General features: G+C 53.7%; 26 protein-coding genes. 7 read left to right on the top strand and 19 right to left on the bottom strand.

Features of this window, described 5'->3' with window-relative positions; translation table 11 throughout:
* Window positions 1-131 precede the first annotated feature (131 nt).
* The 4 genes from efp to HMPREF1207_RS21715 form a co-directional block, all read right to left on the bottom strand.
* Window positions 132-689, bottom strand: a complete 558-nt coding sequence (gene efp / locus HMPREF1207_RS21730; protein WP_009674902.1) for an elongation factor P — start codon at window positions 687-689, stop codon at window positions 132-134.
* A 26-nt stretch (window positions 690-715) separates the two neighbouring features.
* A complete protein-coding gene (locus tag HMPREF1207_RS21725) occupies window positions 716-1,786 on the bottom strand; it encodes a M24 family metallopeptidase (protein WP_009674924.1) in 1,071 nt (356 codons plus the stop codon).
* 4 nt (window positions 1,787-1,790) lie between these two features.
* Window positions 1,791-2,234 (bottom strand): type II 3-dehydroquinate dehydratase, encoded by a 444-nt coding sequence (gene aroQ / locus HMPREF1207_RS21720; RefSeq protein WP_009674867.1) that lies wholly within the window; start codon window positions 2,232-2,234, stop codon window positions 1,791-1,793.
* Window positions 2,235-2,328: 94 nt separating this feature from the next.
* Window positions 2,329-2,886, bottom strand: coding sequence for a YqhR family membrane protein (locus HMPREF1207_RS21715; RefSeq protein WP_009674869.1), 558 nt, complete (start codon window positions 2,884-2,886; stop codon window positions 2,329-2,331).
* Between the two features lie 159 nt (window positions 2,887-3,045).
* Here HMPREF1207_RS21715 and HMPREF1207_RS21710 point away from each other — a divergent pair, with 159 nt between their 5' ends.
* Window positions 3,046-3,996: a DUF1385 domain-containing protein gene (locus HMPREF1207_RS21710; protein WP_009674888.1), complete on the top strand. Its 951-nt coding sequence runs from the start codon at window positions 3,046-3,048 to the stop codon at window positions 3,994-3,996.
* On the top strand, window positions 3,993-4,280 hold the full coding sequence (locus HMPREF1207_RS21705) for a hypothetical protein (protein WP_009674930.1): 288 nt from the start codon (window positions 3,993-3,995) through the stop codon (window positions 4,278-4,280). The genes HMPREF1207_RS21710 and HMPREF1207_RS21705 overlap by 4 nt, the downstream gene beginning before the upstream one ends.
* A 180-nt stretch (window positions 4,281-4,460) precedes the next feature.
* On the opposite strand, the gene HMPREF1207_RS21700 is transcribed toward HMPREF1207_RS21705, so the two are convergent.
* Both HMPREF1207_RS21700 and mntR read right to left on the bottom strand, forming a co-directional pair.
* A complete protein-coding gene (locus tag HMPREF1207_RS21700; RefSeq protein WP_009674905.1) occupies window positions 4,461-5,426 on the bottom strand; it encodes a patatin-like phospholipase family protein in 966 nt (321 codons plus the stop codon).
* 119 nt (window positions 5,427-5,545) lie between these two features.
* The gene (gene mntR / locus HMPREF1207_RS21695; protein WP_009674896.1) at window positions 5,546-5,980 is read right to left on the bottom strand and encodes a transcriptional regulator MntR; all 435 of its coding nucleotides are present in this window, start codon (window positions 5,978-5,980) and stop codon (window positions 5,546-5,548) included.
* A 202-nt stretch (window positions 5,981-6,182) separates the two neighbouring features.
* On the opposite strand from mntR, the gene splB reads away from it, so the two are divergent.
* Entirely contained in the window at window positions 6,183-7,241 is a 1,059-nt protein-coding gene (gene splB, locus HMPREF1207_RS21690; RefSeq protein WP_009674881.1) for a spore photoproduct lyase, read from the top strand.
* Between the two features lie 23 nt (window positions 7,242-7,264).
* On the opposite strand, the gene HMPREF1207_RS21685 is transcribed toward splB, so the two are convergent.
* From HMPREF1207_RS21685 to HMPREF1207_RS21650, 8 genes are all read right to left on the bottom strand, one after another.
* Complete coding sequence (locus HMPREF1207_RS21685; RefSeq protein WP_009674913.1) at window positions 7,265-7,978, bottom strand: cytochrome c biogenesis CcdA family protein; 714 nt, start codon at window positions 7,976-7,978, stop codon at window positions 7,265-7,267.
* A 36-nt stretch (window positions 7,979-8,014) separates the two neighbouring features.
* A complete protein-coding gene (locus tag HMPREF1207_RS21680; protein WP_009674868.1) occupies window positions 8,015-8,818 on the bottom strand; it encodes a metal ABC transporter permease in 804 nt (267 codons plus the stop codon).
* 51 nt (window positions 8,819-8,869) lie between these two features.
* Window positions 8,870-9,643, bottom strand: coding sequence for a metal ABC transporter ATP-binding protein (locus HMPREF1207_RS21675; RefSeq protein WP_009674866.1), 774 nt, complete (start codon window positions 9,641-9,643; stop codon window positions 8,870-8,872).
* A gap of 66 nt (window positions 9,644-9,709) precedes the next feature.
* Entirely contained in the window at window positions 9,710-10,666 is a 957-nt protein-coding gene (locus HMPREF1207_RS21670) for a metal ABC transporter substrate-binding protein (RefSeq protein ID WP_016423979.1), read from the bottom strand.
* A 214-nt stretch (window positions 10,667-10,880) separates the two neighbouring features.
* Complete coding sequence (gene metG, locus HMPREF1207_RS21665; RefSeq protein WP_009673236.1) at window positions 10,881-12,899, bottom strand: methionine--tRNA ligase; 2,019 nt, start codon at window positions 12,897-12,899, stop codon at window positions 10,881-10,883.
* Between the two features lie 448 nt (window positions 12,900-13,347).
* Entirely contained in the window at window positions 13,348-13,587 is a 240-nt protein-coding gene (gene yidD / locus HMPREF1207_RS21660) for a membrane protein insertion efficiency factor YidD (RefSeq protein ID WP_009673243.1), read from the bottom strand.
* Entirely contained in the window at window positions 13,584-13,997 is a 414-nt protein-coding gene (locus HMPREF1207_RS21655) for a Fur family transcriptional regulator (protein ID WP_009673233.1), read from the bottom strand. Before HMPREF1207_RS21655 ends, yidD begins: the two co-directional genes overlap by 4 nt.
* A 242-nt stretch (window positions 13,998-14,239) precedes the next feature.
* Entirely contained in the window at window positions 14,240-15,142 is a 903-nt protein-coding gene (locus HMPREF1207_RS21650) for an MBL fold metallo-hydrolase (RefSeq protein ID WP_009673248.1), read from the bottom strand.
* 192 nt (window positions 15,143-15,334) lie between these two features.
* Between HMPREF1207_RS21650 and HMPREF1207_RS21645 the strand changes: the two genes are divergently transcribed.
* Together HMPREF1207_RS21645 and HMPREF1207_RS29950 are read left to right on the top strand one after the other, a co-directional pair.
* A complete protein-coding gene (locus HMPREF1207_RS21645; protein ID WP_009673242.1) occupies window positions 15,335-15,970 on the top strand; it encodes a DsbA family oxidoreductase in 636 nt (211 codons plus the stop codon).
* Between the two features lie 231 nt (window positions 15,971-16,201).
* The gene (locus HMPREF1207_RS29950) at window positions 16,202-16,294 is read left to right on the top strand and encodes a hypothetical protein (protein ID WP_016423978.1); all 93 of its coding nucleotides are present in this window, start codon (window positions 16,202-16,204) and stop codon (window positions 16,292-16,294) included.
* Between the two features lie 99 nt (window positions 16,295-16,393).
* Here HMPREF1207_RS29950 and HMPREF1207_RS21640 read toward each other — a convergent pair whose 3' ends face one another.
* Entirely contained in the window at window positions 16,394-17,707 is a 1,314-nt protein-coding gene (locus HMPREF1207_RS21640; protein WP_009673245.1) for a hemolysin family protein, read from the bottom strand.
* 376 nt (window positions 17,708-18,083) lie between these two features.
* On the opposite strand from HMPREF1207_RS21640, the gene HMPREF1207_RS21635 reads away from it, so the two are divergent.
* Window positions 18,084-18,899 carry a divergent polysaccharide deacetylase family protein gene (locus HMPREF1207_RS21635; protein WP_009673247.1) on the top strand — a complete coding sequence of 272 codons (816 nt, stop codon included), beginning with the start codon at window positions 18,084-18,086 and terminating at the stop codon, window positions 18,897-18,899.
* A gap of 180 nt (window positions 18,900-19,079) precedes the next feature.
* On the opposite strand, the gene HMPREF1207_RS21630 is transcribed toward HMPREF1207_RS21635, so the two are convergent.
* Entirely contained in the window at window positions 19,080-20,762 is a 1,683-nt protein-coding gene (locus HMPREF1207_RS21630) for a fibronectin type III domain-containing protein (RefSeq protein WP_009673241.1), read from the bottom strand.
* A 229-nt stretch (window positions 20,763-20,991) separates the two neighbouring features.
* On the bottom strand, window positions 20,992-21,993 hold the full coding sequence (locus HMPREF1207_RS21625; protein WP_009673232.1) for an NAD(P)H-quinone oxidoreductase: 1,002 nt from the start codon (window positions 21,991-21,993) through the stop codon (window positions 20,992-20,994).
* Window positions 21,994-22,246: 253 nt separating this feature from the next.
* Here HMPREF1207_RS21625 and HMPREF1207_RS21620 point away from each other — a divergent pair, with 253 nt between their 5' ends.
* Entirely contained in the window at window positions 22,247-23,362 is a 1,116-nt protein-coding gene (locus tag HMPREF1207_RS21620; RefSeq protein ID WP_009673237.1) for an NAD(P)H-dependent flavin oxidoreductase, read from the top strand.
* A gap of 86 nt (window positions 23,363-23,448) precedes the next feature.
* Here HMPREF1207_RS21620 and HMPREF1207_RS21615 read toward each other — a convergent pair whose 3' ends face one another.
* Window positions 23,449-25,146: an alpha/beta hydrolase family protein gene (locus HMPREF1207_RS21615; protein WP_009673244.1), complete on the bottom strand. Its 1,698-nt coding sequence runs from the start codon at window positions 25,144-25,146 to the stop codon at window positions 23,449-23,451.
* Between the two features lie 160 nt (window positions 25,147-25,306).
* Window positions 25,307-25,762, bottom strand: coding sequence for a Dps family protein (locus HMPREF1207_RS21610; protein ID WP_009673238.1), 456 nt, complete (start codon window positions 25,760-25,762; stop codon window positions 25,307-25,309).
* Window positions 25,763-25,879 lie beyond the last annotated feature (117 nt).

Genomic DNA, 25,879 nt, shown 5'->3' with positions numbered 1-25,879 from the left:
CTGGCCTAAAGTCGTCAATGAAAACGTTTCATTCCCGAAACGATATTTTTGCGTCCTTTTCCATGTGTTCACAAAAGCGCAAAAAGCCCCCGATTCCTTGGCGGGAATCAGGGGCATATCGAGCCTGTAAACTAAGCGCGGGAGATATATTTGCCTTCGCGTGTATCGATCAGAAGGACATCGTTTTCGTTGATGAAAAGCGGCACTTGAACGTTCAGGCCGGTTTCCACCTTCGCGCTCTTCGTTGCGCCTTGAGCGGTGTTGCCTTTAACGCCCGGCTCCGTTTCAACCACTTTGAGCTCAACGCTGTTAGGCAGGTTGATCCCGAGGATTTCTCCCTGGTAGCTCATGATGTTGATGTTCATGTTTTCTTTGAGGAAGTTCAGTTCCCATTTCAGCTGCGCTTCTTCCAGGCTGATCTGGTCGTAAGTTTCCGTATCCATGAACGTGTATTCGGAACCGCTCGCATAAAGGTACTGCATTTCGCGGTTTTCGATATGAGCGCGGCCCACGTTCTCGCCTGCGCGGAATGTTTTCTCCACAACGTTGCCGTTGCGCAGGTTCTTCAGCTTGGAGCGTACGAACGCGGCGCCTTTACCCGGTTTTACGTGCTGGAAATCGATAACGGTGAATAAATCATTATCTACTACAATCGTCAAACCTGTTTTGAAATCGTTAACTGAAATCACGTCTCAAGTTCCCTCCTGGAATTAAATCAAATGGTGATAAGCTCTTTCGTGGAATGCGTCAGCAGCCGGATGCCGCTTTGCTCGATGACGACGTCATCCTCGATGCGGACTCCGCCGAAGCCCGGAATATAAATTCCCGGTTCCACCGTCACGACCATGCCGGGTTCGAGAACGCCGGCAAAGCCTTTGGCAAGCCGCGGCTGCTCGTGGACTTCCATCCCGAGGCCGTGTCCCGTGCTATGGCCGAAGTTGTCCCCGTACCCGTAGCGGGCAATAATATCGCGGCACAGCGCGTCGCCGTCGCTTCCCGTCATGCCGGGCTTCAAGCTGCCGACACAGTTCAGCTGGGCTTCGAGTACAATGCCGTAAATCTCTTTGTGCCTGTCCGAAGGCTGACCCAGCACGACGGTGCGGGTAATGTCGGAGCAGTAGCCCTTATACAAGGCGCCGAAATCCAGTTTGACGAATTCGTTCGGCTGAAGCACCCGGTCACTCGCCACACCGTGCGGAAGAGCCGATCTTTCGCCGGAAGCGACGATCGTATCGAACGACGAGGAAGTGCCTCCGTTCTCCCGGATGAAAATTTCCATCTCCAGCGCGATCTGCTTCTCGGTCACGCCCGTTCTCAATCTCGTTAATATGTAAGAAAAAGTCCGGTCCGCCAGATCTGCGGCTTCCTGCATGATTTGGAGCTCGGACTCGTCTTTGACGATCCTGAGCTTCTCCACGATACCGCCGGTCGGGATCAATTCAACCCCTTGCAAATCGCCAGTATAGCCGGAATAAGCGGAATAAGTCAAGTCATTTTCTTCAAAGCCGAGCTGCTTGATCGACTCCTTGCCGAGAATATCCAGAATGGTCCGGCCGATTTTACCTCTATGGTCGATGATTTCGTAACCCGCGGCTTCTTTGGGAGCCTGCTCCATATACCGGAAATCCGTAATAAGGACGGCTCTTCCGCCGGTTACCAGTACGATGCCCGCGCTGCCCGTAAAGCCCGTCAGGTATCTGCGGTTGATGGCGTTCGTAACGAGTACCGCAGGGATTCCCTGCTGCGTCAGCTGCCGGCGTAGACGTTCCAGACGCTTGTCCTGCATAATATCACCTAGCTTCCACAAAATGTTGATGAAGCGCTCTTAATCCGAGCTCGTAGCCGAAAGCCCCGAAGCCCGCAATCTGCCCCACCATCACGGCGGCCAGAACGGAACGGTGCCGGAACTCTTCACGCTTGTGAATGTTCGACAAATGCACCTCCACGGCGGGCAGTCCGACCGATGAAATCGCGTCGCGAATGGCGTAGCTGTAATGGGTAAAAGCCCCGGGATTGATCAGAATCCCGTCCATCGTCCCGTGGGCTTCGTGAATCCAGTCGATCAACTGGCCCTCGTGATTGGACTGGTGAAAGGTCAGCTGGAGATCCAGCGTTCCCGCTATTTCCGTCATTGCCGTTTCGATGTCTTTCAAAGACATCCTTCCGTAAACGGCCGGCTCCCGTATACCGAGCATATTCAAGTTCGGCCCGTTAAGGACCAGCACTTTATTCACGCTTAGGCGCCTCCTTCATAGCCGGCCGAACGTGCTCCGGCTTCTCGCTTTACCGTAGCCATTTTACCATAAGTTGCTTGGAAAAGGTAGCTTGCTAGGCGGGTTTGCGGCTGTGCTCCTCCGTAAATTCGAAGGCAGTCGAATAGCCGATGAACATCCCCCAGAGCAGAAACAGGCAAAAATCCGTCAGGATCGTGTTCCAGTCGCTGTAATACAGCCAGCCCATCATGCCCGTCCAGGGGCCGATCGCCAGATAGAGCAGGCACCACCACCCGATTCCGTACCCGACCCCCATCCAGGGCCCTTTTACTTTCCCGAACAGGAACATATAGATGAAAGACGCGAGAATCGAGAAAACGATAAAAAACAGCCAACCCACCAGGATCCCCTGCCAGGTGAGGAGAAAATCGTGCCGGTAGAACGGTTCGGCCAGAAAGGCGGGAATGATCCTCGTAAATTTGAATATGTACTCGATGATTTTAACGGCTCCCCAGATCACCCCCGCGAAAAGCCCCAGATACAGGGCGAAAAAAGCCCGGTTCGTTTTCTTCTCGTCTCCGGCCGCCCCTCCGTTTTGCGAAAACGACTTTCTTTGGCCGCCTGCGGATTTGCCATTCCCCGCCGCTGCTGTTCCCTGTGTATGTAAAACCATGTTCCTTTTCCTCCCGGCTAGTCCATTATCCGTAACTTTACGTCCAACCTAGTATGTACCAATTCCCGCTTCTTAACCGAAATAGAAAGCGGTGGCATTCTGCTGGAAAATTCGCTAAAATAGAGAAGAAACCAGCTATTTAGAGAAGGTGGATAGAACGTGTCACAATCCAATACAAGCATTTACGGCGGACAAGCCGTTATTGAAGGCGTCATGTTTGCCGGCCGGAATGTTCATGTTACCGCGGTCCGCAAGAAAGACCGCACCATCGATTTTCTTGAAGTTCCCAAGACCGAAATCGGCTGGGTCAACAAACTGAAGAAAATCCCTCTGCTCCGCGGTATCGTCGGAATTATCGAATCCAGCGCCAAAGGCGCGCAGCACCTCAATTTCTCGGCCGAAAGCTTCGCGGAAGAAGAGGAAGGCGAAGGCAAGGCTCCCGCCAAGGAAGAGAAGTCGGGGTTCAGCCTGTCGATGATTCTCGGGGTAGCCGTAGTCGGCGTCCTGTCCTTCCTGATGGGGAAAGTGATCTTCACGCTCGTTCCGGTTATTCTGGAACAAACGCTGTTCGGGCGCTTTTTCCAGGAGCACCAGATCTGGCACAACATCATCGAAGGACTGATCAAGATCGTTTTGCTCGTGTCCTATATTTACTTCATTTCGCTCACGCCGGTCATCAAACGGCTGTTCCAGTATCACGGCGCCGAGCACAAAGTCATTTCGGCATATGAAGCCGGCGTCGAGCTGAACGTCCGCAACGTCCAGCAGTTCAGTACGCTTCATTACCGCTGCGGCAGCAGCTTTATCGTCTTTACCGTCATCATCGGGGTCATCATCTACTCGTTCTTCACCTACGACAATATGATCGACCGTATCATTCAGCGCCTGGTTCTTCTGCCGGTCATCATCGGCGTCTCTTACGAAGTTCTTCGTTTTACGAACTCGCTTCGTGAAGTGCCGGTTCTCCGTTTCCTCGGTTATCCGGGGCTCTGGCTGCAAAAGCTGACGACCAAAGAGCCTACGGACGATCAGGTGGAAGTCTCGATCGCCTCATTCAACCGGATGCGTGAAGCCGAAAGCCGGCTCACCCAGTCCAAGGCAAGCGCATGAATCGCCGCTGGTCGGCCGCTACCGTCGTCATCGCGGCGCTCGCTCTGATCGGACTTGCCTACAGCTTAAATCAGTTTCTCATTCCCCTTCTGGTGCTCGGATTGATTTTCGTCCTGTACAAGATGGCCCCCCGGAAGGGGCAGGGCACCTCCTACAAAACACGCTCCGCGAGCCGCAAGCCGGACCGGCTCTCGGCGTCGGAGCGGAAGCGCAAAGCCAAGTTCCGGGTCATTGAAGGCAGCAAGCCTTCTGACCCTCCGGAAGACCCGCCAAGATACCACTAAGAAGGCGGAACCAAAAAAGCGAACCTTTTCAGGTTCGCTTTTTTGGTTGGCCGGATGCTCGGCCGCTCCCCGCGGCTTTAATCTTGTAACGCGATAGGCGCGCTTGCCGTCTTTCACCCCTTGGGCTTTACGGATACCTGCAAACGCCGGGCTAACCCGCCGTAGCCGCCATATATCCGCTTATACCGGCTTGCGCAGGACGTATTTTTCATAAGCGGACTCATACAGATGCATGGACCACTTGCGGAAATAGTCGTCGGAAGCCCGGTACCCGGCCTCGTACAAGTTTTCGCTGTCCTCCAGGGTCAGATTGAACTGGGTCGAGTTTACGTTGAGCGCAGGTATTTTGATCGTCCGGAAGTAGTTGTTCTCTTCGATGTACCGGGTGTCGTGTGCATCCATCATCGTCGTGAACAAAGCCTGGAACATGGAGATAACCCCGTTGATTTTATGAATATGTTTCGGTATTTTGCCGACCAGAGAGAAGCCCAAGGTTGGAATGCGGCCCGGCTGCTGTTCCGGCTCGTCGAAAAGCCACAACGGGAAGTTGCTCAGAATGGCCCCGTCCACAATGTACACAAACTGGTTGCGGAACGGTTCATCGTGCCGGGTCTGCCGCGCGGGTTTCCGGATTTTCACGGGATCGAAAAAATACGGAATCGAAGAGCTCATTCGGACGGCCCGGGCAATGGAAAAACGGCCGGGATCGATTCCGTACTGAGCGACGTCGTCCGGAAAAACGAGCAGCTTTCCCTGGGAAATATCCGAAGCCACGATTCGCAGCTGGTTTTTACGGAGATCGCCGAACTTCCGGATTCCTTTGACCTCCAGCTTCTCGCGCACCCAATCTTCCAGGGCGTCTCCGGAATAGAGCCCTTTTTTCCAAATAAGCCTGGCGGCCGACCCCACAATTCCCGTATCGAAAATGGGAGAGCGCTTTAAAAATTTGTGAAACGGGGTTTCGATAATGAGCCGCTTGATTTCTTCCCCCGTGTATCCCGCCGCGAGAAAAGCCGCCACGATTGAACCGGATGAGGTTCCCGCCACGTCGTGAAACTCGAATCCGTTATCCAGCGCCGAGCTGACCGCCCCTGCAAGCGCGATTCCTTTGACACCGCCGCCTTCGAATACCGCGTTGATTTTCATTCCGTCACCTCCGCACACCTTCCCTAGGTATGTATGCGGCAATGGACGTTCCTAGACGCAATTTTCACAGTAAAAAACGAAAAAACGTCCGCCATCTTAGATCGGCAAACGTTTCGGTCTTATTCGGAGTCCGAGCTGTTGTCCAGCTCTGCCCTTATGCTGCGGAGATCTTCCAGCCTGGCTGGGTCCCGGTTCAAATATTCAATCAGCGTTTCGATGCAGGTAATGGAATCCCAGCTCAGATGATGCTCGATTCCTTCCACATCGCGGTAAATATTTTCTTCCTGAACACCGATAACGGTTAAAAATTGTTCCAGCAAGGCATGTCTGTCCACCAGCCGTTTGCCCATTTTTTTGCCTTTTGAAGTCAGAACGAGTCCGCGGTATTTCTCATAAATCAGATATTTATCTTTATCCAGTTTCTGGATCATTTTCGTCACGGAAGAAGGATGCACTTCAAGGCCTTCGGCAATGTCGGACACACGGGCGTAGCCTTTCTCGTCGATCAGTTTGTAGATCCGTTCCAAATAATCTTCCATACTGGGCGTCGCCATCCCGAGTTCCCCCTGCTTTTGCTAAAATTAGTTGCTTATTTGCTTTAGTATAATACCGTTTATTAACTAATAAAGCAAGTTAACGGACTACGCCGCAGCCATTACCGCGAACTTTTCCCACGGTTACGAGCGTTGTCCAGGGTGCAGACTATAGCCGAACGGAAGGACTGTTCCGTTACTTCCCGTCTTAAAGGAGCACGCCATGGCTACTGAACAGATGACCCGCACTAGAAGCACCGCATTGTTCGTGCCGGAGCTCGTTTATTTCGAACCGGACGCCCTCCTTTATCCCAAGGGCAAACGCATTCTGGAGTGGGCCCAAAGCAAAGGGCTGCCCATCCACATGACGACTTCCCACAACCGGATTACAAATCTGCCGGGCGAAACCGAGCTGGAGAAGTACCGGATCGCGAAGCGGACGCTTGTGGTGGGAATCCGGAAAACGCTGAAGTTCGATACGTCCAAGCCGTCCGCCGAATATGCCATGCCGATTGCGACAGGCTGTATGGGACATTGTCATTACTGCTATCTTCAAACGACCTTGGGCAACAAACCTTATGTACGGGTATACGTCAATACCGACGATATTCTCAAAGCCGCCAAGCAGTATATCGAAGAAAGAGCCCCCGAAATTACGCGGTTCGAAGCGGCCTGCACCTCCGATCCCGTCGGTTTGGAGCATATTACCGGCTCTCTCAAAGAATATATCGAATTTATGGCCAACGAGCCGCTCGGCCGTCTTCGTTTCGTTACGAAATACCACCATGTCGAACCTTTGCTTGATGCGAAGCATAACAAGCATACCCGGTTCCGGTTCAGCGTAAACGCCGACTATGTCATTAAAAACTTCGAGCCGGCCACCTCGGCGTTTCATGAACGCATTGAGGCGGCCGGCAAAGTGGCCCGCGCGGGTTATCCGCTCGGCTTCATCATCGCCCCGATTATTTGGCACGACGGCTGGGAAAAAGGCTATGAAGAGCTGATCGTCAAGCTCCATAACGCACTGCCCCCGGAAGCGCTCGACGACTTGACATTCGAGCTAATCCAGCACCGTTTCACGAAGACGGCGAAGAACGTGATCGAACGCCGCTATCCCAAATCCAAATTGGAGATGGACGAGGCGAAGCGCAAGTATAAATGGGGCCGCTACGGCCGCGGCAAGTATGTATATCCCGATGAGCAGGCGACGGCTCTGCGCGAATTTATTACGGACCAGATTTTCGATAAGTTTCCGAACGCCAAAATCGAATATTTTACCTGATTCCCGGTCTGCCGAAGCTTATGTCAAAATTGCAGCCATTGGGGCGTTATGTTGTTCAGCCAAATTGTGATTTTGTACATCTGATTGGTGTACAGCAAAATGGCGAATACAATCATGACGCCTCCCCCTATTTTCATAATCGTGGCGGAGTAGCGCAAAATCCATTTGGTAGATCCGATGAAAAAGGACAGGACGAAAAAAGGGATCGCAAATCCGAGCGAATAAGCGCTGATCAGCGGAAGCCACGAGTCCGGCTCGGCGGCAGCCATCACAAGCATGGACGATAAAATCGGTCCGATGCAAGGCGACCAGCCCGCGGCGAAGCCGATTCCGATCAGGACCGATCCGAGATAGCCCGCAGGTTTCCATTTAAACTGGAGCTTGCGCTCTCTCATCATCCACTTCGGCTGAAAAATTCCGAGCAGGAACAATCCCATCACAAGGATGAGCAGAGCCGCAATTTGTCTGAGCAGATCCCGGTTCGTTACAAAAAACTCCGAAACGGAGCTGGCCGCGAGTCCGAGGCTGTAAAAAATGATTGAAAATCCGAGAATGAATGCAAGCGTATGGGCCATCGTCTGCAGTCTGGCCGCGCCTTTCGTCTGCCCCGACTTAAGCTCACTGACCGAAATTCCGGTGATGTAAGACAAATACGAAGGATACAGCGGCAGACAGCACGGCGAGATAAACGAAGCGAACCCGGCCCAGAAAGCGAGCCAAACATTAACATGCTGCATGTGTAAGCATTCCTCCTGCTTCCGGCCGCCGTTTTTTTAAGCGCGGCGGACCGTTTTCCAAACCAACTGAACGATGAGGACGACGATCAGGGAAAGAACGATGGTCGCTCCCGGCGCAAAATCGTACCACGCCGCCAAGGCCAGTCCCGCGACAACACCGATCTCCGAAATAATGACGGACAGCACGACCGAGTGCCGGAAGCTCTTCGCCGCGAGAAGGCTGCAGGCGACCGGAATCGTAAGAAGCGCGGATACGAGCAGCGCGCCCACAATCTTGATAGATACGGAGATGACCAGCGCCGTGAGCATCGTGATCATGATGTTGTACACTTTCAACGGCAGCCCGCTTACGCCAGCCGCCTCCTCGTCGAAGAACATGAGGAACAATTCCTTGAAATGCAGGGCAACCACGGCAAGCACAAGGATGCACACGCCGAAAACGACCCACAGGTCGCTGGAATCGAGTGTGTAAATGCTGCCGAAGAAATAGCTCATCACATTAATATTATACCCTTTGCCCAGCGTAAACAACAGCGTAGCCAGCGCCACCCCGCCGGACATGATAATCGCGATGGACAGCTCCGCATACGTTTTGTACGCTTTGCGCAGCTTCTCGATCGCAAACGATGCCAGAAGCGCAAAAAGAAGCCCCATGCCGATCGGATACACGCCGAGAAGAAACCCCAGCGCCACCCCCGCGATCGAAACATGCGCGAGAGTATCCCCGATCATCGAAAGCCTCCGCAGCACCAGAAAGACACCCATCAACGGAGCGGTCAGCCCGATCAAGATGCCTCCGATAAGTGCTCTTACAAAAAACGGTTCCGTAAAAATGTCCAAGCTGCTCGCCCCTTACTTCCTCTTAATCGGCTGTCAACAGGCGGCATGCCTTTATTGACTTGTTTGAAGCTCTCTGACGGTAGAATGCGTCAGGTCGGTCTCTTCGCAATTCTCGGGTTCGTGCGTGTGCTTCACGAAAAACTTCAGTCCTCCGCTCTGCGTCTGCGGCTCCGAACCGAGATAGGACCTCATCATTTCCCGGTCGTGAGACACCATGATGAAGGTCATGTGATGATGCTGGTGCATATGGCGGATCATGTTAAAGAATACCGCCTGACTTTCCGCATCGATCCCCACCGTCGGCTCATCCAGAATGAGCAGTTCGGGATTGTTGGCGATAGCACGCGCAAGAAACACCCTTTGCTGCTGTCCGCCCGACAATTCCCCGATTCTGCGTTTCGCCAGATCTTCGATGCGCATCGCTTCCATCGCATCGTCACACCGGCGCATATCCTCTTTGGTCAGGCGCTTGTACAGCTTCTTTTTCGTGTAAAGCCCCGACATAACCACCTCGCGGACGGTTGCCGGGAACAGCGGATTCAGCGAATTCTTCTGGGGTACGTACCCGATGCGCTCCCAGTCCCGGAACTGCCGGATCGGCTGTCCAAACAAGCGGATATCGCCTTCCGTAGGCTTATGCAGGCCGACCAGCATCCGCAAAAGCGTCGTTTTCCCCGCTCCGTTGGAACCGATCAATCCTACGAAATCTCTTTCTAGAACGTCAAAATTTAAATCCGTTATAACCGGCTTGCTTCCGTATGAGAAGGAGATGCCGCTGAATTCCACGATTTTGTTATGGCAACCGTCCGGTTTCCATGTTTCCATTCCGTTCTTCTGCTCCCTTCGCCGCCGGGCGGCTTTCGCTTCTGTCGCTTCGATGATGAATCTCTTCTATTGTAAAGCTTTCGTCAAATTTTTCAAATTATCTTCCATCACGGAAATATAGTCTTTGCCTTGCTTTACCTGTTCTTCGGTCAACCCTTCCAGCGGATTCAGTACGAGCGTTTCGACCTTCGCGTCTTTGGCCAGCGTTTTCGCCAGTTTGTCCGATACCAGTTCTTCGAAGAAGATATATTTGATCCCGTGCTCCGCGATGTACTCTCTCATTTTCTTCATATCCTGAGCGGTCGGCTCGGCATCCGGGGAAAGGCCCATAATGGCCATCTGAGTCAGCCCGTAGTCATGGCACAAATAGGCGAATGCCTGGTGGGACACGGCAATTTCTTTCTTCGGCAGCCCGGAAAGGCTGTCCTTGTACTGCTTATCCAGAGCGTCCAGTTTGGCCGCGTAAGCCGAATAGTTCGCTTCATAGTCGCTCTTGTGCGCCGGATCGGCTTCAACGAGTGCGTTTTTGATGTTCTCGGACATTTTTTTGGCGTTTTTGGGACTCAGCCACGCGTGAGGGTCTGTATCTTTGCCGGCCTCTTCGGTATGGCTGTGTTCGTCCTTGCCGTGATCGTGCCCGTGCGCCTCTTCCCCGGCTTTAAGAAGTTCGACTCCCGCGCTCGCTACGACCGGTTTTACCTTGCTGTCCTTCAAGCTTTTGAGGAAGTCGTCCACCCAGCCTTCAAAACCCGCTCCTTGGTAGAGGAACAACTGGGAATCGCCGATATTTTTGATGTCCCGGCCTTTCGGTGTCCAATCATGAGGCTCCACACCCGCCGGTACCAGGTTGATAACATTCACATGGGAGCCCCCGACCTTGACCGCAAAATCGTAAAGCGGGTAAAAGCTCGTCGTGATATTAATTTTATCTTCCGCGACCGCCGACTTCTGACCGCCTCCGCAGCCTGCCAGCAGCAGAGATATCGCCAGTGTCAACCCTGTAAGTATACGCCGTCTTTTCATAGAAAATAACTCCTCTCGGCAGCCTGTCACAATAATCAAGCTGTGTAAATCGTAATTATTTTTATTTACTTGCTGATTATACGGACCCGGCCCGCCTCCTGTCAATACTAATCATAAACATTACGATTAATTGACAAAAATTCGCCCCTCCCCATGTCAAAACCCGGAAAAAACGCGAAAGATGTCCGCATTTTTTCCGGGTCGGGAAAGGGTGTTATTTCACGATGGCGCCGTTCGGCATCGAATCCGGCACGGTCGCCAGCGTCAGCCCGTCGCCTTCGGAAGCCGCCAGGATCATCCCCTGCGACTGCACGCCCCGAAGCTTCACCGGCTTCAGGTTCGTCACGCAGATGACCTTGCGTCCGACAAGCTCCTCCGGCTTGTAGTACTTCGCGATGCCGGAAACGACCTGCCGCTGCTCGTAGCCGAGGTCCAGCTGGAGCTGAAGCAGCTTGTCGGCGCCCTTGACGGGCTCCGCCGCCGTTACCTGAGCCACGCGCAGCTCCACCTTCGCGAAATCGTCGATGCCGATTTCGGGCTTCGCTTCCGGCGCGGGCTTGGCATCCTCCGCCGGAGTCTTCCCGGCCGGAGCGGACCCTTCTGCCGCCGATGCAGGCTCGGCTGCGGCTTCACCGGCCGGCGCCTGGCCGCCTGTCATTGCGGCCGCGATGAAGGCGACCTCTTCCGCCATATCCAGGCGCGGGAAGAGCGGGTCGCCTTTGGCCGTTTTGGTGCCGGCAGGCAGCAGGCCGAACGTGTGGGCGCTGTCCCATGCGGTAAGCGTGCCGTCCTGGATGCCGAGCTGCTCCCAGATCTTCGCAGGCGTGCGGGTCAGGAACGGCTGCAGAAGCACGCTGACGATGCGCTGCGTCTCGAACAGGGCGTACATGACGGAGCCTAGCGTGCCGTGGTTTACGTCGTCTTTGGCCAGAGCCCATGGCTGCGTCTCGTCGATGTATTTGTTGGCGCGTCTGACAAGCGCCCAGATAGCCGCCAGGGCGGTCGAAAACTCCATTTTCTCCATCTGCGCTTCTACGGTTTCAACCGTTTCCTTCGCCGTTGCGATCAGTTCCTTGTCAAAAGCCGTAACTCCCGGGTGGAAGTCCGGAACGACGCCGTCGAAATATTTGCCGAGCATCGCCAGAGTCCGGTTAAGCAGATTCCCCAGATCGTTGGCGAGATCGTAGTTGATCCGCTCGACAAACGCCTCGGGCGTAAAGGTGCCGTCCGATCCGAAAGGCACTTCGCGCAGCAAGTAATAGCGCAGCGCATCGAGGCCGTAATGGTCGATCAGCGTGACCGGATCTACGACGTTGCCTTTGGATTTCGACATTTTGCCGTCCTTCATGAGAAGCCAGCCGTGCGCGAACACTTTTTTCGGCAGTGGCAGATCCAGGGCCATCAGCATAATCGGCCAGTAGATGGTGTGGAAGCGGACAATCTCCTTGCCCACGAGATGGACGTCGGCCGGCCAGTAGCGCTCATACTTCGACGGATCTTCGCTGCCGTAGCCGAGGGCCGTAATATAATTCGTCAGCGCGTCGATCCAGACGTAGATGACATGCTTGGGATTGCCGGGCACTTTAATGCCCCAATCGAACGTTGTCCGCGAAACGGCGAGATCTTCCAGCCCCGGCTTGATGAAGTTGTTGATCATTTCGTTCTTGCGGGATTCCGGTTGAATGAACTCCGGGTTTTCCTCGTAATATTTAAGCAGTCTGTCGGCATATTTACTCATCCGGAAGAAATAGCTTTCCTCTTTCACCCATTCGACCGGACGTCCGCAGTCGGGACATTTGCCGTCGACCAGCTTATTTTCCAGGAAAAAGGATTCGCAAGGCGTACAGTACCAGCCTTCGTAAGTATCCAGGTAAATGTCTCCCTGCTGAGTCAGGCGGTCGAAAATTTTCTGGACGGTGTCCTTATGCCGCTGGTCCGTCGTGCGGATAAAATCATCGTAGGAAATATCAAGCCGGCTCCACAAGGATTTGATGCCGTCGACGATTTCATCCACGAACGCCTGGGGGGTCAGCCCCTTTTCTTTCGCTTTGCGTTCGATTTTCTGGCCGTGCTCGTCCGTGCCCGTCAAATACATGACATCATAGCCGCGAAGCCGCTTGTAGCGCGCCATGGCGTCTCCCGCCACCGTCGTATAGGCATGCCCGATATGAAGTTTGTCGCTGGGGTAATAAATCGGTGTCGTTAAATAAAAGGTTTTCCGGTTGTTGTCCATGTTACCCATCCTCTTTCTTCGTAATGTTCTATGAAAACGAGACGCGGAAGCGGAAAATCACAAAAAGCCCCCGTCCAACAAAGGGACGAGAGCTGCGCTCACGCGGTACCACCCAGATTCCTCCGCCTCTTGCGAGGGCGAAGCTCGGCAGCCGCCGGCTGCCCGGCGGCTCCGTCCGTTAACGCCGGACAAGCGATGCCCCCTTACGCCCTGACGCGGGAAGGGTAATCCTTCCTCATCCGGGCCGCTCGAAGGCATGTTCTCCCGGACCATACTCCGGGGTTCCGACTGCACCGGCTTTCACCTGACCCGGCTCTCTGAAGCAGCTTCCTCCCGTACTCATCCGTTCATCGAACATGTCTATTCATAAAGTGATGATCGTTCTAGCTTCATTGTTCCCGCGAAAAGGCAGGTTTAACCAACAATATAGCGAATCCCGCAAATTGTGTCAACCGGTATTTCGCCCCTGTTTCCGCGGCGGCGGAACCGGATCGACCCCGCCCGGGTGAAAAGGGTGGCAGCGGCAGATCCGCTTGGCCGCCAGCCACGATCCGTATAACGGCCCGTGCCGCTCTATCGCCTCCAGCGCATACTGGGAACAGGTCGGATAGAAGCGGCAGGTAGGCGGTTTAAGAGGGGATACATATTTGCGGTAGGCGTGAATGGGTGCCTGGAGCACCTTTTTCATTTCTGGCAATCCTTGCAGTATCCGTAGATCTCGAATTTATGTTTGACCGCCTTGAAGTCTTCCGGCAATCCCTTCACCTCGTCCATAGGACAAAAGACGAACGGGATCGTTTTCTCGCACTGCAGGCAGATCAGATGATGATGGTGATCCATCTCCGAACAACGGGCACGGAACTTGATACCGTCTTCGAAGACAAACTGTTCCAGCACGCCCATGTCGTGCATGATTCTCAAATTGCGGTAGACCGTATCAAAACTGAGGCCGCCGTATGTTTTCCCCATGCTTTCATACACGGCTTTCGGTGTCACATACCCTTCGGACTTGGCGAACAATTCCGCCAGCGTGCGTCTTTGATCGGTTATCCGCATCCCTTGTTCGGACATGGCCTGTATAATTTCTTCGGCTTTCACTGCGGTCCCTCCAAGCTGCATCTTATCTCTTAATAATGCCTTATAAGGACAGCAGCGTCAACAAGGGAGCAGGCCGAAGGTCCCGCTTTTAGACCGTCGATGCGGATACGCCCGCTCCGGTCACTTATACCGGACTTGCGGCGGCGCTTGCCCGCACACTTCCCTTCGAAAGGTTTGCGGCGGACAAGACGCTCCGTTCAAGCCGTTAAGCCGGTAGGGTCCGGGAACCCCTACAGGGAAGTTTAATCCCCGCTCTCCCCGCCGCTTTCTTTCATTTCATCATCGGCATAATATATCAGCCTCTCTCCGGGGGCAAACAGCTTAAACTTCTGGTGAGGGTACGTATGATGGACATAGTCGACAAAATAAGCCGGATTCTCCGTATTGAACGCGAACAGGTCATAGTGCATGGGCACGATCAAATCCGCTCCGATTCCGACCCCGAGATCCGCGGCTTCACGGAAATTCATATTGCCCATGAGATTAGCTTCGTACCGTTTGATATCCCGGCCGTTAATCGGCAGGCAGGCAATATCGATCCGGTGCGGACGAAGCGTCTCCAGCAGACCCGCGTATCCGACCGTATCTCCGGCATGATACAGCGTAACTCCGTTGAGCTCTATGACATAGCCGAGATACCGGTGATTCCCGTTCTCATCCGTTTCGAAGTCTTCGTGCTTGCCGGCCACCGGCGTAATCCGCATATCCCGGAAGTCGATCATCTGCCCCGCCCGGGCTCCGATTACCGCGTCCGGAGCAATCCCGAGCTCTGTCAGCTGCGGAACCACCGGTGCCGGACAGATCCACGACGCTTGCGGGGAAGCGATCGCTATCGCGCGTACGGAGACCGGATCGAGATGGTCGGGGTGATCGTGCGTGATCAGGACGAGATCCGCATGCCCGATGAGCTCCGGAGAAAGAGGCGTTTCGAAGTTGCGCGGCGAATGGCCGAATTCGTCATCTATGTAATTGCTTAAATACGGATCCACATACCCGATGATTCCCGCCGCTTTAAAAGCTATGCCTTCCTGACCCAGATGCCAGAGAGCAAGGGCCTTATCCGGAACGAGCGTCCGGTCGATTTGTCCGATTACCGGTTCGCCCCGTTTGGTTTTGTCTTTGTTTTTGTCTTTTTTATCTGCCACCTTAAGATCGCTCCTCTTCGCTAGTTTGAGAACTCCATCAGGTTTTTTAGCCGTTTTCTTCGGGTCTCAAACAATCTTCCGGGTTTTGGCAGGTCGGAGCGTTTCGGTTTCCGGCAGGAAGTATACTATAATGAGTATGCTTTATTTCGATACACGCATGGAAAGATTCTAGGACGGAAGGAGCTGACTCTATTGATTATCGATGTTTTTCAGGATACCGTCTGTCCCTGGTGCCGGATCGGTAAGTCCTATCTGACGGAGGCCCTCGGTTTATGGAAAGGCGAACACGTTTCTGTCCGCTTCAGGGCCTTCCGCCTCGACCCGTCTATCCCGCCTAAGGGCGTACCTTTTACGGAAGCGATGAACCGGAAGCTGCAGGACCCCGGCGGGGAAAAGCTGCAGGCCGTACTGGACGGCGTCACACGGGCCGGGCGGCAGGCGGGCGTCCCCTTCCGTTTTGACCGGATTTTGTCGATGCCGGATACCCGCCTCTCTCATCAACTGATCGCCGCCGTGCCGGAGAGTTCGAAATCGCTCGTCCTTGACCGCATTTACCGGGCCTATTTTGAAGAGGGCCTCGACATCGGCACGGAATCCGTACTGCTGCGGATTGCCGGGGAATGCGGATTAAATCCAGCCGAAACCGCAAAGCGCCTTCATCACGAAGACGTCGAAAACAGCGTACGAGCCGATTATGCCCTCGCTAAGCGGCTGAATATAAACGGTGTGCCTTTTTTTATCCTCAATAAAAAAGTTGGCTTCTCCGGAGCCAGACCTCCCGAGGCTCTGCTGGACATTATGAAGCGCGTCAGCGAGAACCAGGAATAACGGGATAGGCCGATCACGGACAGGATTACGACGACGATGACGATTTTGCCCTGTCCGGTCGGCCGGTGGGCCGCCTGCACTCTTTTGCATATCTTCACAAAAATGCAGCGGGTCCAGACGGCTTTTCGTAAAAATTTGGACTCCCCGGGCATCCGTCCATGACAAACGCCCCCGCCCTTCATAAGATAATTCTGTAAACAAAGCACAACACAAACTCGGGGAGGCGTTAACATGTCGGGTTACGGAGCAGGCGTTGGGTTCACGAGCACAGCGGTCATTCTGGTTCTTTATATCTTGCTGGTCATTATTCTCGCAACATTCTAAGCAACTATAAGGGATTCCATTTCCAGTACAATCCCAGCTATAGAAAAAACACAAGAAAAACGCCGCGTCTCCGCGGCGTTTTTCTTGTGTTTGAGTTAATTAAGACACGACCTGCTGAAGCAGCACTTGCTCTTCAGGAGGTTCCTTGCGTACGATCAGCCGTACGATCCGCATATGCTCTACTTCATCAATGATAAACTGAAGCGGACCCAGATGGATGCGCTGGTTTTTCATAGGCGGAATTTCCACCTGGGAATAAATCCAGCCGCCGATCGTATCGTAATGCTCGGTTTCGATTTCCGTACCGAAGTGATTGTTCACTTCCTCGATAAGCATCATGCCGTCGATCGAGTACGTAAATTCGTCTTTCTTCTCCATAACGGGACGTTCATGGTCAAATTCGTCCTGCAGCTCGCCGACGATTTCTTCCAGAATGTCTTCAACCGTTACAAGACCCGACGTGCCGCCGTATTCGTCGATCAGCAGCGCCACTTCCGTTTTGCGTTTCTGCATCAGCTTGAGCAGCGTACTGATCGGCATCGATTCGGGCACCGTCATGAGCGGTCTTATAATCTTGCGTATATCGTCAAGCTGGTCGCTTGCTTTTAACAAATCCTTGATGTGGACAAAGCCGATAATGTTATCTTTGTCCGGGTCGCAAACCGGATAACGCGTGTAGAGCTCCTGGATGGCCATTTCCTTGTTTTCTTCGAAGGAATGGGCGGCATGCAGGCACACCATTTCCGTACGCGGAATCATAATTTCGCGTGCGTTCGTTTCCGTGAATTCAAAAATATTATCCACCAGGGTGAGTTCCGTATTGTCGATCAGCCCGTTCCGGTGGCTCTCTTTCATCAGCAGCCGGATTTCGTCTTCCGTATGAACCGTATCGTGGTCGCCTTCGGGTTCAATGCCGGATTTGCGGAGCAGCCAGTTGGAGGTTCCATTCAGCATCCAGATGAAAGGATACATGATTTTGTAAAAAATCAGGACCGGACCGGCAACCCAAAGAGTCACTTCTTCCGATTTGCGGATCGCATACGTTTTGGGAAACTGCTCCCCGATAATAATGTGAAACGCCGTAATAACCGAGAATGCGATGATAAAAGAAATGGTGTGAATAATAACAGGTGGTACACCAATGTTCACCAATAGCGGTTCGAGTACATACGCCACCGTAGGCTCGCCGATCCAACCAAGCGCCAAAGACGTCAGGGTTATGCCGAGCTGGCAGGCGGACAAATACGCATTCATGTTCTGAACGATTTTGCCGGCGAAGCGCGCCTTCACATTCCCTTCCAGGACAAGCGCATCGATACGGCTTGCGCGCACTTTCACCATCGCAAATTCCGCCGCCACAAAAAATCCGTTCAGTAGAACGAGAACCACAATCAGTACAAAATTCAGTAACACTGGTAAAGGGTCACTATCCAATTAATCCCTATCCGCCTCTTGGAAGCAGACAGGTACACCTCCTTTTAAGTTGAAAAATGAAAGATCAAAAAAGGTTTGAGTCCTTCCTACTTTACAGTATAGCGTCTCGCGGTTTTTGAAGTCAAAGCCAGGGATAGCCAGCATAAAGGCGCGAACCGGAGCATCGTCCGGATTGTGACACCCCTTTCGCAATTTTTGAGGATTTACTCCATGCTATTCGCCGCGGCTTGGAATTTATACCATTTTCGGCACCGTTGCAGCCTCCTTTTTCTGCTCCCCGCATAACTTTCGTCAGGCATTCCCATATTAAAAAAAGAACGGCATCAAAAAAATTACCGCCGGGAGGAATGCGATTATGCCTGGTATCCGGTTCCGGTCCCGCCGTCTGCTCGTTTTGACTCTATTGCTTGCAGGCTTGTCCATATGTACAGGACTCGAAGGCGCTGCGTCGGCACACGTGGACGAACCCCCAGCAGTCAGAAAGGCCGCCATCATCATCGACGACCTCGGCAACAACATGAAAGGCACCGAAGCGATTCTGGATTTGCCTTTTCCGATTACGGCCGCCGTTATGCCGTTTCTCCCTTCCTCGCACAGCGATGCCGAGAAAGCGTTCGGCAAAGGACACGACGTAATCGTCCATCTTCCGATGGAGCCCCTCAGCGGCCGTAAAAGCTGGCTAGGTCCCGGTGTCATTACCACGGATCTGAGCGATGCCGAGGTGCGCAAACGGGTCAACGCCGCCATTGACGATATCCCGCACGCGATCGGAGTGAACAATCATATGGGCTCCAAGGCGACCGGCGATGAACGCGTGATGCGGCTTGTGATGGAGGTGCTGCGAGAAAGAGGGCTCTTCTTTCTGGACAGCCATACGAATTACCGGAGCATCGCCTGCCGGGAGGCCAAAAAAGCCGGCGTGCCTTGTTTGGAAAACCATCTTTTTCTGGATGATATCCATACGAAAAGCAAAGTAACCCAGCAGATTCAGCTGATCGGCTCCCATTCCAAAGCGCATCAGCCGTGCATCGCCATCGGCCACGTCGGGGCCAAGGGAGAAATAACGGCCTCGGCCCTGAGGGATACGCTGCCGAAATTGAAGGACACCCTGTCCTTCGTTAAACTCAGCGAGTTATACAAGAAGCCTCCCGCTCCTGAAACGGCTCCGTGAACAAGCTGGAGCGTCTCCGACCTTATTTCCGGATAAGGAATGGATGACCCGAGCCGTTATGAGACGCTGGCATGGAAGGCAGTAAGCAGCGCACGATAGTAAACAAGAGGCCCTTGATCGTCTTTACCTGATCAAGGGCCTCTTGCCGTGAAAGCTTATCTTTTTCCGCTGAAGTTCCGATTAAAGCTCGCTAGGGTCTTCTGGATTAACCGGAGGCGTGGTTCCGCCGTTTTCGCCTTTGCCGTTATCATAGGCGTTCACTTCGAACGTAATGATTTTGTCGTACAGGATGTAATCCTTACGGTTTTTGAAAGGTCCCTTGTTGTTCTCGTGCTTGTCGATCGCGAACATAACCGGGCCTTTGCCGGCCGCGCGGCCTTCGTACCACGCGATAAACGCGTTAACTTCGTTCATGGAAAGATCGTACTCTTTCTCGGTTCCGTTGTTAAGCGTAATGACGAGAATGGCGCTGTCACCGGATTCTTCCTCCGGCGGAACGACTACATCTCCCGCTTTAGGAGTGGCGGACGCTTCGTTGGACGGTGCGCTCTCTCCCGCTGGGGCTACCGCCGTTACTACATAGTAGTAAGTCGTGCCGTTGACGACATTTGTATCGGTGTACGTATACGTCGCACCCGTAACTGAGCCGACGGTTACGTACGGACCGCCTGCGGTTGTGCTGCGTTTAACATTGTAGCTCGTCGCATTGTTCACGCTGTTCCAGGCAAGCGTAACTTTCTTGTCCCCGCCCGCGGCTGTCAGGTTAAGCGGAGCGGCAACCGGCGGCTCGACGGCTTTGCCGAAGACGTTCCATTCACGGAAGTTACCTTCCGTATGTTTAAGCACTACCGAGGTCACCTTTTCCATGGGAGACGGTAAATTTTCTATTTTATTGTTCAAAGTCGGTACAAATGCATCGCCGATTTGGTTGTTATTCGCGTCATAAAATTCTATTTTTGAGCCCGGAGCGCCATAGACAATGATCGACTCAATATTCACTGGAGTCTTAAAAGAATACCAGGCCATTCCGCGGACAAGCTGCATGCTGTATTGATCGTTATCAGTCATAATTCGGGTAGTTCCCGTAGATTTGCCGTAGGTTGTACCCAAATCCAGCACTTTACGATCCAATAATCCCCCGGTGTAGATTGTCGCTTCCGGTTTTATCGATCTTTCTAAAGAGGGAGCACTTTCTCCGGCCGCATTTACGGAAGTTACTACGTAATAATATGTTGTTCCATTCACTACAGACTCATCGGCATAGGCAGTTCCCTTAACATTCGCGAGCAGAGCATACGGCCCGCCAGGTGAAGCGGATCTTCTCACATTATAGGATTCGGCCCCGGTCGCTTTCCAATCCAAATCTACTGATTTGTCTCCCGCCTGTATCCAAGTAATCATTGTGGGCTCTGCTTTGTAAATTGCCTTTTTAAAAACGTTCCACTCGAATACATTGTAGCCTGGATGTTTCAAGGCGATAATCGATACGTGTTCCACAGGTTTAGGAAGAGATTCAACAGCGTCGTTCAAAACGGGAGTATAAGTATCCAGCCACTCTCCATTAGAATTGTAAAATTCAACTTTGGCCCCTTTAGCATTTACAATTACCGCACCAATAGTCTGTTCTTCCTCAAATTTGTGCCAGACCAACGGGTCTTTCATGTAATATTTGGTTGAAGGATCGCCATCCGTTATTTCTTTTACATCGGCGCCTGTCGGTTGCAGAAATGTAGGACCCGTCTTTAAAGGAACATTATCCAATAAGCCGCCTGAATAAGTTCCTGCCGCAGCGGCTTCATTTTGACTAACAACACAAATAAAAAAAGCCAAAAGAAACGAAAATAAACTCAGTTTTTTAATCATTTTTAATTTTTCCTCCACTAATACTATGTTTTTATTTATTTATTTATTATAATAATACTATATACCCATAAAATAAACTATATATTTTTTAAATATAGTCTTAATAACCTATAAATTTATTTGTAAGTAATATTATTGAAATAGAATGATATAACAAAAAGCACTCCAACTAAATTTTATAGTTAGAGTGCTTCTCCGTTTTTTAACTGATTCTATACCGCCGATTTAGTTATTCTGCATCCGCGGTAATATCCAGAATCACTTTGCCTTTGTTCCGGTTCGCTTCCATCCACTCGTGGGCTTCACGCACACGGCTCCACGGGAAAATCCGGTCTACGACCGGATGGAGAGCACCGTCCGCGAAGCCCGGACCGGCCTGCTGCCAGAACTGCTGGGTCAGCCGGATTTTGTCCTCGCGGCTGCGGCTGCGCAGCGTGGACCCGATGATGGAAATCCTTTTCATGAGCAGAGGATTCAAATCAAAGCTCTCCATCGGGACTTCGGAACCGCCCGTCATGCCCACGAGGACGATACGTCCGCCTACGGCGGCGCCGGCCAGATGGTCCGTAAAATACGGGGCGCCCACGAGATCAAGGACAATATCGCTGCCGTGTCCGCCTGTCGCCTCGTTAAGCCAAGGGACGAACGATCCTTCGCGGTAATTCCAGCCGCCTTCCGCGCCAAGCTCCCGGCAAAATTCAAGCTTTTCGCTTGAGCCCGCCGTCACCAGAGCATGAGCCCCGAATTCCCGGGCCAGCTGAATCGCAGCCGAACCGACCCCGCTTGCGCCTGCATGAATGAGCACGTAGTCTCCTTCCGTCATCCCCCCCAGTTTAACGAGGTTCAGATAAGCCGTCAGAAATGCCTCCGGAATAGCCGCTCCTTCCGCATAACTCAGATTAGCCGGCAGCCGCATCGCCATGCCGGCAGGAACGGCTACCCGCTCGGAATAACCACCCCCGGGAAGGAGCGCACAGACCCGCTCGCCTTCTCTCCAGCCGGTAACGCCGCTTCCTACCCCTATAACAACGCCTGCCATTTCCAGGCCGAGTATGTCCGATTCCCCCGGAACCGCCGGGTACTTGCCTTCACGCTGCATTAGATCCGCACGGTTGAGACCCGCCGCCTTCACTTGGATAAGCAATTCGCCTTCGCCCGCAACGGGGTCCGGCCTTTCCCCGATATACAGCTCTTCCGGTCCGCCATATTGTTTGATCTGTACCGCCTTCATCGGGATCACTCCTCTGGTTGATAAACATCTGCAATAGGTATTAGTATACCACGCGCAGATGGCAATTGCTTGCCCGCCGCCCGGCAGCAAAATTGTTCCAACCGAGGTATACTTATAACATCCGCTTGAATTATAGACGCCGGGCCGGGATAAACGCATAGCCCTATTTTTTTCTTAAAAAGATCCCCCCTGCAGCCAATCAGCAGTCAACCGTGCCCGCAAAAAAACAGATCAGAAAGCGAGGCTCCCGATCATGAATCCTTCCAACCGCTCCAACCGGATTTGCACGCTTTTTCAAATCCGCTATCCCCTCATCCAGGCCGGAATGGCCGGCGGAAGCACGACGCCGGCCCTCGTAGCCGCCGTATCCGAAGCCGGCGGCCTCGGGACGCTCGGCGCCGGCTACATGACGCCGGAGCAGATTTCCGCCGCCGTCCGGGAAATCCGCAGCCGGACGGGCCGCCCTTTTGCCGTGAACCTGTTCATTCTGCCCGAGCCCGGGCAAGGCCCTCATGAACAGGAACAGCGGCAAAAAGCCGACGAAGCGTGGCGGCTGCTTGCTCCCCTGCGCGAGAAAACGGGCACCCGCGAGGAGCGGCCTCCCGCCGTGTGGAGCGAATCGTACCGGGAACAGCTCGCCGTCCTCCTGGAGGAGAGGGTCCCGGTATTCAGCTCCACGTTCGACGTGCCGGATGCGGCTACTCTCGCGGAATGCGCGCGTCTCGGCATCCGGACGATCGGCACCGCGACGACCGTGCGGGAAGCCGCCGCGCTGGAAGAAGCCGGTGTCGACGCGATCGTCGCCCAGGGCAGCGAAGCCGGCGGCCACCGCGGCACGTTTCCGCGCGAGAACGACGGCGAGCCGCCGCTCATCGGCACGATGGCTCTCGTGCCGCAGATCGCGGACCGCGTCCGTGTGCCGGTCATCGCCGCCGGCGGCATCATGGACGGCCGCGGCATAGCCGCCGCGCTGGCCCTCGGGGCGGACGCCGTGCAGCTCGGCACGGCGTTCCTCGCCTGCGTGGAGAGCGGGGCCCACGCCGTCCACAAGGAAGCCGTGCTCTCCGCAAGCGACGAGTCCACCGTGCTCACGCGAGCGGTGTCCGGCAAGCATGCCCGCGGCATCCGGACGGCGCTGCTGGATGAGCTTCAGCCTTTGGAAAGCCGGCTCCCCTCCTATCCCGCGCAGAACACCCTCACTCAGGGGATCAGACGAAGCGCCGCCAAAGCGGGCAATCCGGCCTATATGGCCATGTGGGCGGGTCAGGCCGCATCTCTCGCCCAACATAACGGAGCCGCTCAGATCATCGAAGAGCTGGTACGGGAAACCGGCGAGGTGCTGAACCGGATAAGCGGACGGAAGCTTTGATCGCAAGCCGCCTATTCACGCAAAAAGCCTGCACGGAAGAGGAAATTTCCTTCCGTGCAGGCTTTTATAGTTTACGGCACAGCGCCTTACTTCGTTTTCTTCACCCAATCAGCAATATCCTTGATAACGGAAGCCGGTGTATTGGCCGGTTCATTATACTCGGCGCCGGTCGATTTTTCGTCAACTTCCGCAAATACGTGGTTCAGCTTCGGATACAGCTTATACTCCACGTTCGTGCGGTCCTTAAGGGCTTCTTTCCATTTGTCCAAATGATAAGCGAGCACCTGGGCATCGTTATCCCCTTGCAGGATCAGCATCGGCTTGTCCTGTTTTTTAGCGATTTCGGAGGCGGAGTAGTTGCGGAAATCCATCCACCAGTAGGCGTTGCTCAGCGCAAGATCTTTGGGGAGGTTGTCCACGGAGTATTGCGGATCTTTGATGAGCTTAAGCTGCTGCTCCCAGAAGGCGACCTGCTGCTCCAGTATGCTCGTATCGAGTCCGCGTTCCCGGCTTACTTCGAGCTGGTACTTGGACTGCTCCAGCACGACGTCTTCGATGGAGTTGGTCGGTCCGGCCAGTACGACGGCACCGGCCAGCTTCACGTCCTTGACTCCGTCGATAACGCGCGGAACGACCATCCCGCCCTGGCTGTGACCCGCTACGAAAATGCGCTGGGGATCGATCCCCTCCGTCTTCGCCAGCTGATTAACGGCGTACACGGCATCCGCTACAGTCTCGTCCTGTACCGTAAAAGCCGGCGTAGCCGATTTGAACGGGTGCTCGCGCGTCACTTTCTCGTAACGGAGGGTGGCGATTCCCTGGGCGGCCAGGCCGACCGCCATATCGCGGAACAGCTTGGAGCCGCCGATGGACTCGTCACGGTCGTTGGCGCCGGAGCCGTGAACGAGGACGACAACCGGATGCGGACCCGGTTTACTCGGCAGTGTGAGCGTGCCCGGAAGAGCGAGTCTGCCTTCGCCGAGCGTCACCTCTTTTTCAACATAAGCGCCGGAATCGTCGTAAGACGGTTTCCGATAAGTATCCGGAGAATAGTAGGGCGGTATGTATAAATCGTCGATACGGTCCTGCTTGTCGAACCGGACTGTCATCTGGAACGGCAGGGTACTCTGCGTTTCGTAGGTCAAATACACATTTTCATGCACGGAATTGCTTGTCGTTCCGGCCCCAAGCTGCCCGGTTATCGGACCGTACATGTTGGTGTAGTACTGCGATATGTAGGTAAGCTGATTGGCATTGAGGGATTTTTTGAGATCTGAGTTAAAATAAGAAACCGCGCTCTCGTTTTCTCCCTGCAGCCAGTGACTGGCAAAGGCGCTTGCCGCGGCTTTCAAGTCCCCTTTCGGGATGATCAGCTTACCGTTTTGCGGGTCCCAGGAAACAGCCGTGTGCAAAGCCTCCGTCAAAAAATTCAGAGGAACGAACGTTTTATCGTCCTTGATTTGGACCGCAGCCCCTAGTTCCACTTCTTTATCGTTGATAAGGGCCGTAGATTTTCCGATCGCAAGCGTGATCGTATCGCTCCCAAGCGATAAGGTTACGGTACGCTCTTCGTTATTCCAGGCCACCTTGGCTCCGGCCGTTTCGCTTACAAGACGCAGAGGAGCGAGAACGGTCGCCGCGTTCGTATCGGAGGCGGAGACGGGTCCGGCAGCCGCTGTTTCGGCGTTAACTGTACCTGCGGAAGCCGCAGCCGCGGGTACCGCACCGGCGAGCAGCATGGAAGCAATCACGGCGGATTGCCAGATTGGCAGATGTTTTTTCATGAGGTCACCTCAATTTTGAAATAGTTGGAGAATCCAGCAGCCTCTTTCTAGCAGCCGCCATCTATCAGTATAGCACAATCTTCCAAACGGTCGACGGGACTTAAGTAGGAAGTACGCCAAAAAGGCAGGTCCCGCGGAACCTGCCTTTACTAAGAAAAATTTAGGCGCGGCCAAGGAAGGCGCCCAGCATCCAAACGTGTTTCTGAAGCGATGCCTGCAGTTCGGTCAGCATATCCGCCGTCGGCTCGTCGCCTTCTTCTTCAGCCGCCGTAATGCTTTCCTGAAGGAACCCGACAAGCAGTTCAAAGTCGCCGCGCACGGCTTCTACCATCTGCTCCGCGGTTTCGGAGCCCGCAGCTTCCTGCAGACGGGCCAGCTTTAAAGTCTCGGCGAGTGTCGCCACGGGTTTGCCTTTCAACGCCAGCACCCGCTCCGCGATTTCATCGATATGCTGAGCCGCTTCGTTGTAAAACTCTTCGAATTTTTCATGAAGCGTAAAGAAATGAGGCCCGTTAACGAACCAGTGGAAGTTGCGCAGTTTCATGGAAAGGACCGTCCAGTCGGCGGCCAGATGATTTAATTGGGTAACAGTTTTCACTCGGGTCAAAGTTGTCATCGTTCGTTTCCTCCTTGATAACGCTCATTTGAGTTTATTTATTCTTCTTTTGTTGCCGTACATGTAGTGTACCACCAGCCTTATTTAAAATCAATACTTAATTAGAATTATTCTAAA

The sequence above is a fragment of the Paenibacillus sp. HGH0039 genome, assembly GCF_000411255.1.
Classification (GTDB): domain Bacteria; phylum Bacillota; class Bacilli; order Paenibacillales; family NBRC-103111; genus Paenibacillus_F.
This window is presented reverse-complemented; position numbering and strand designations above follow the sequence as displayed.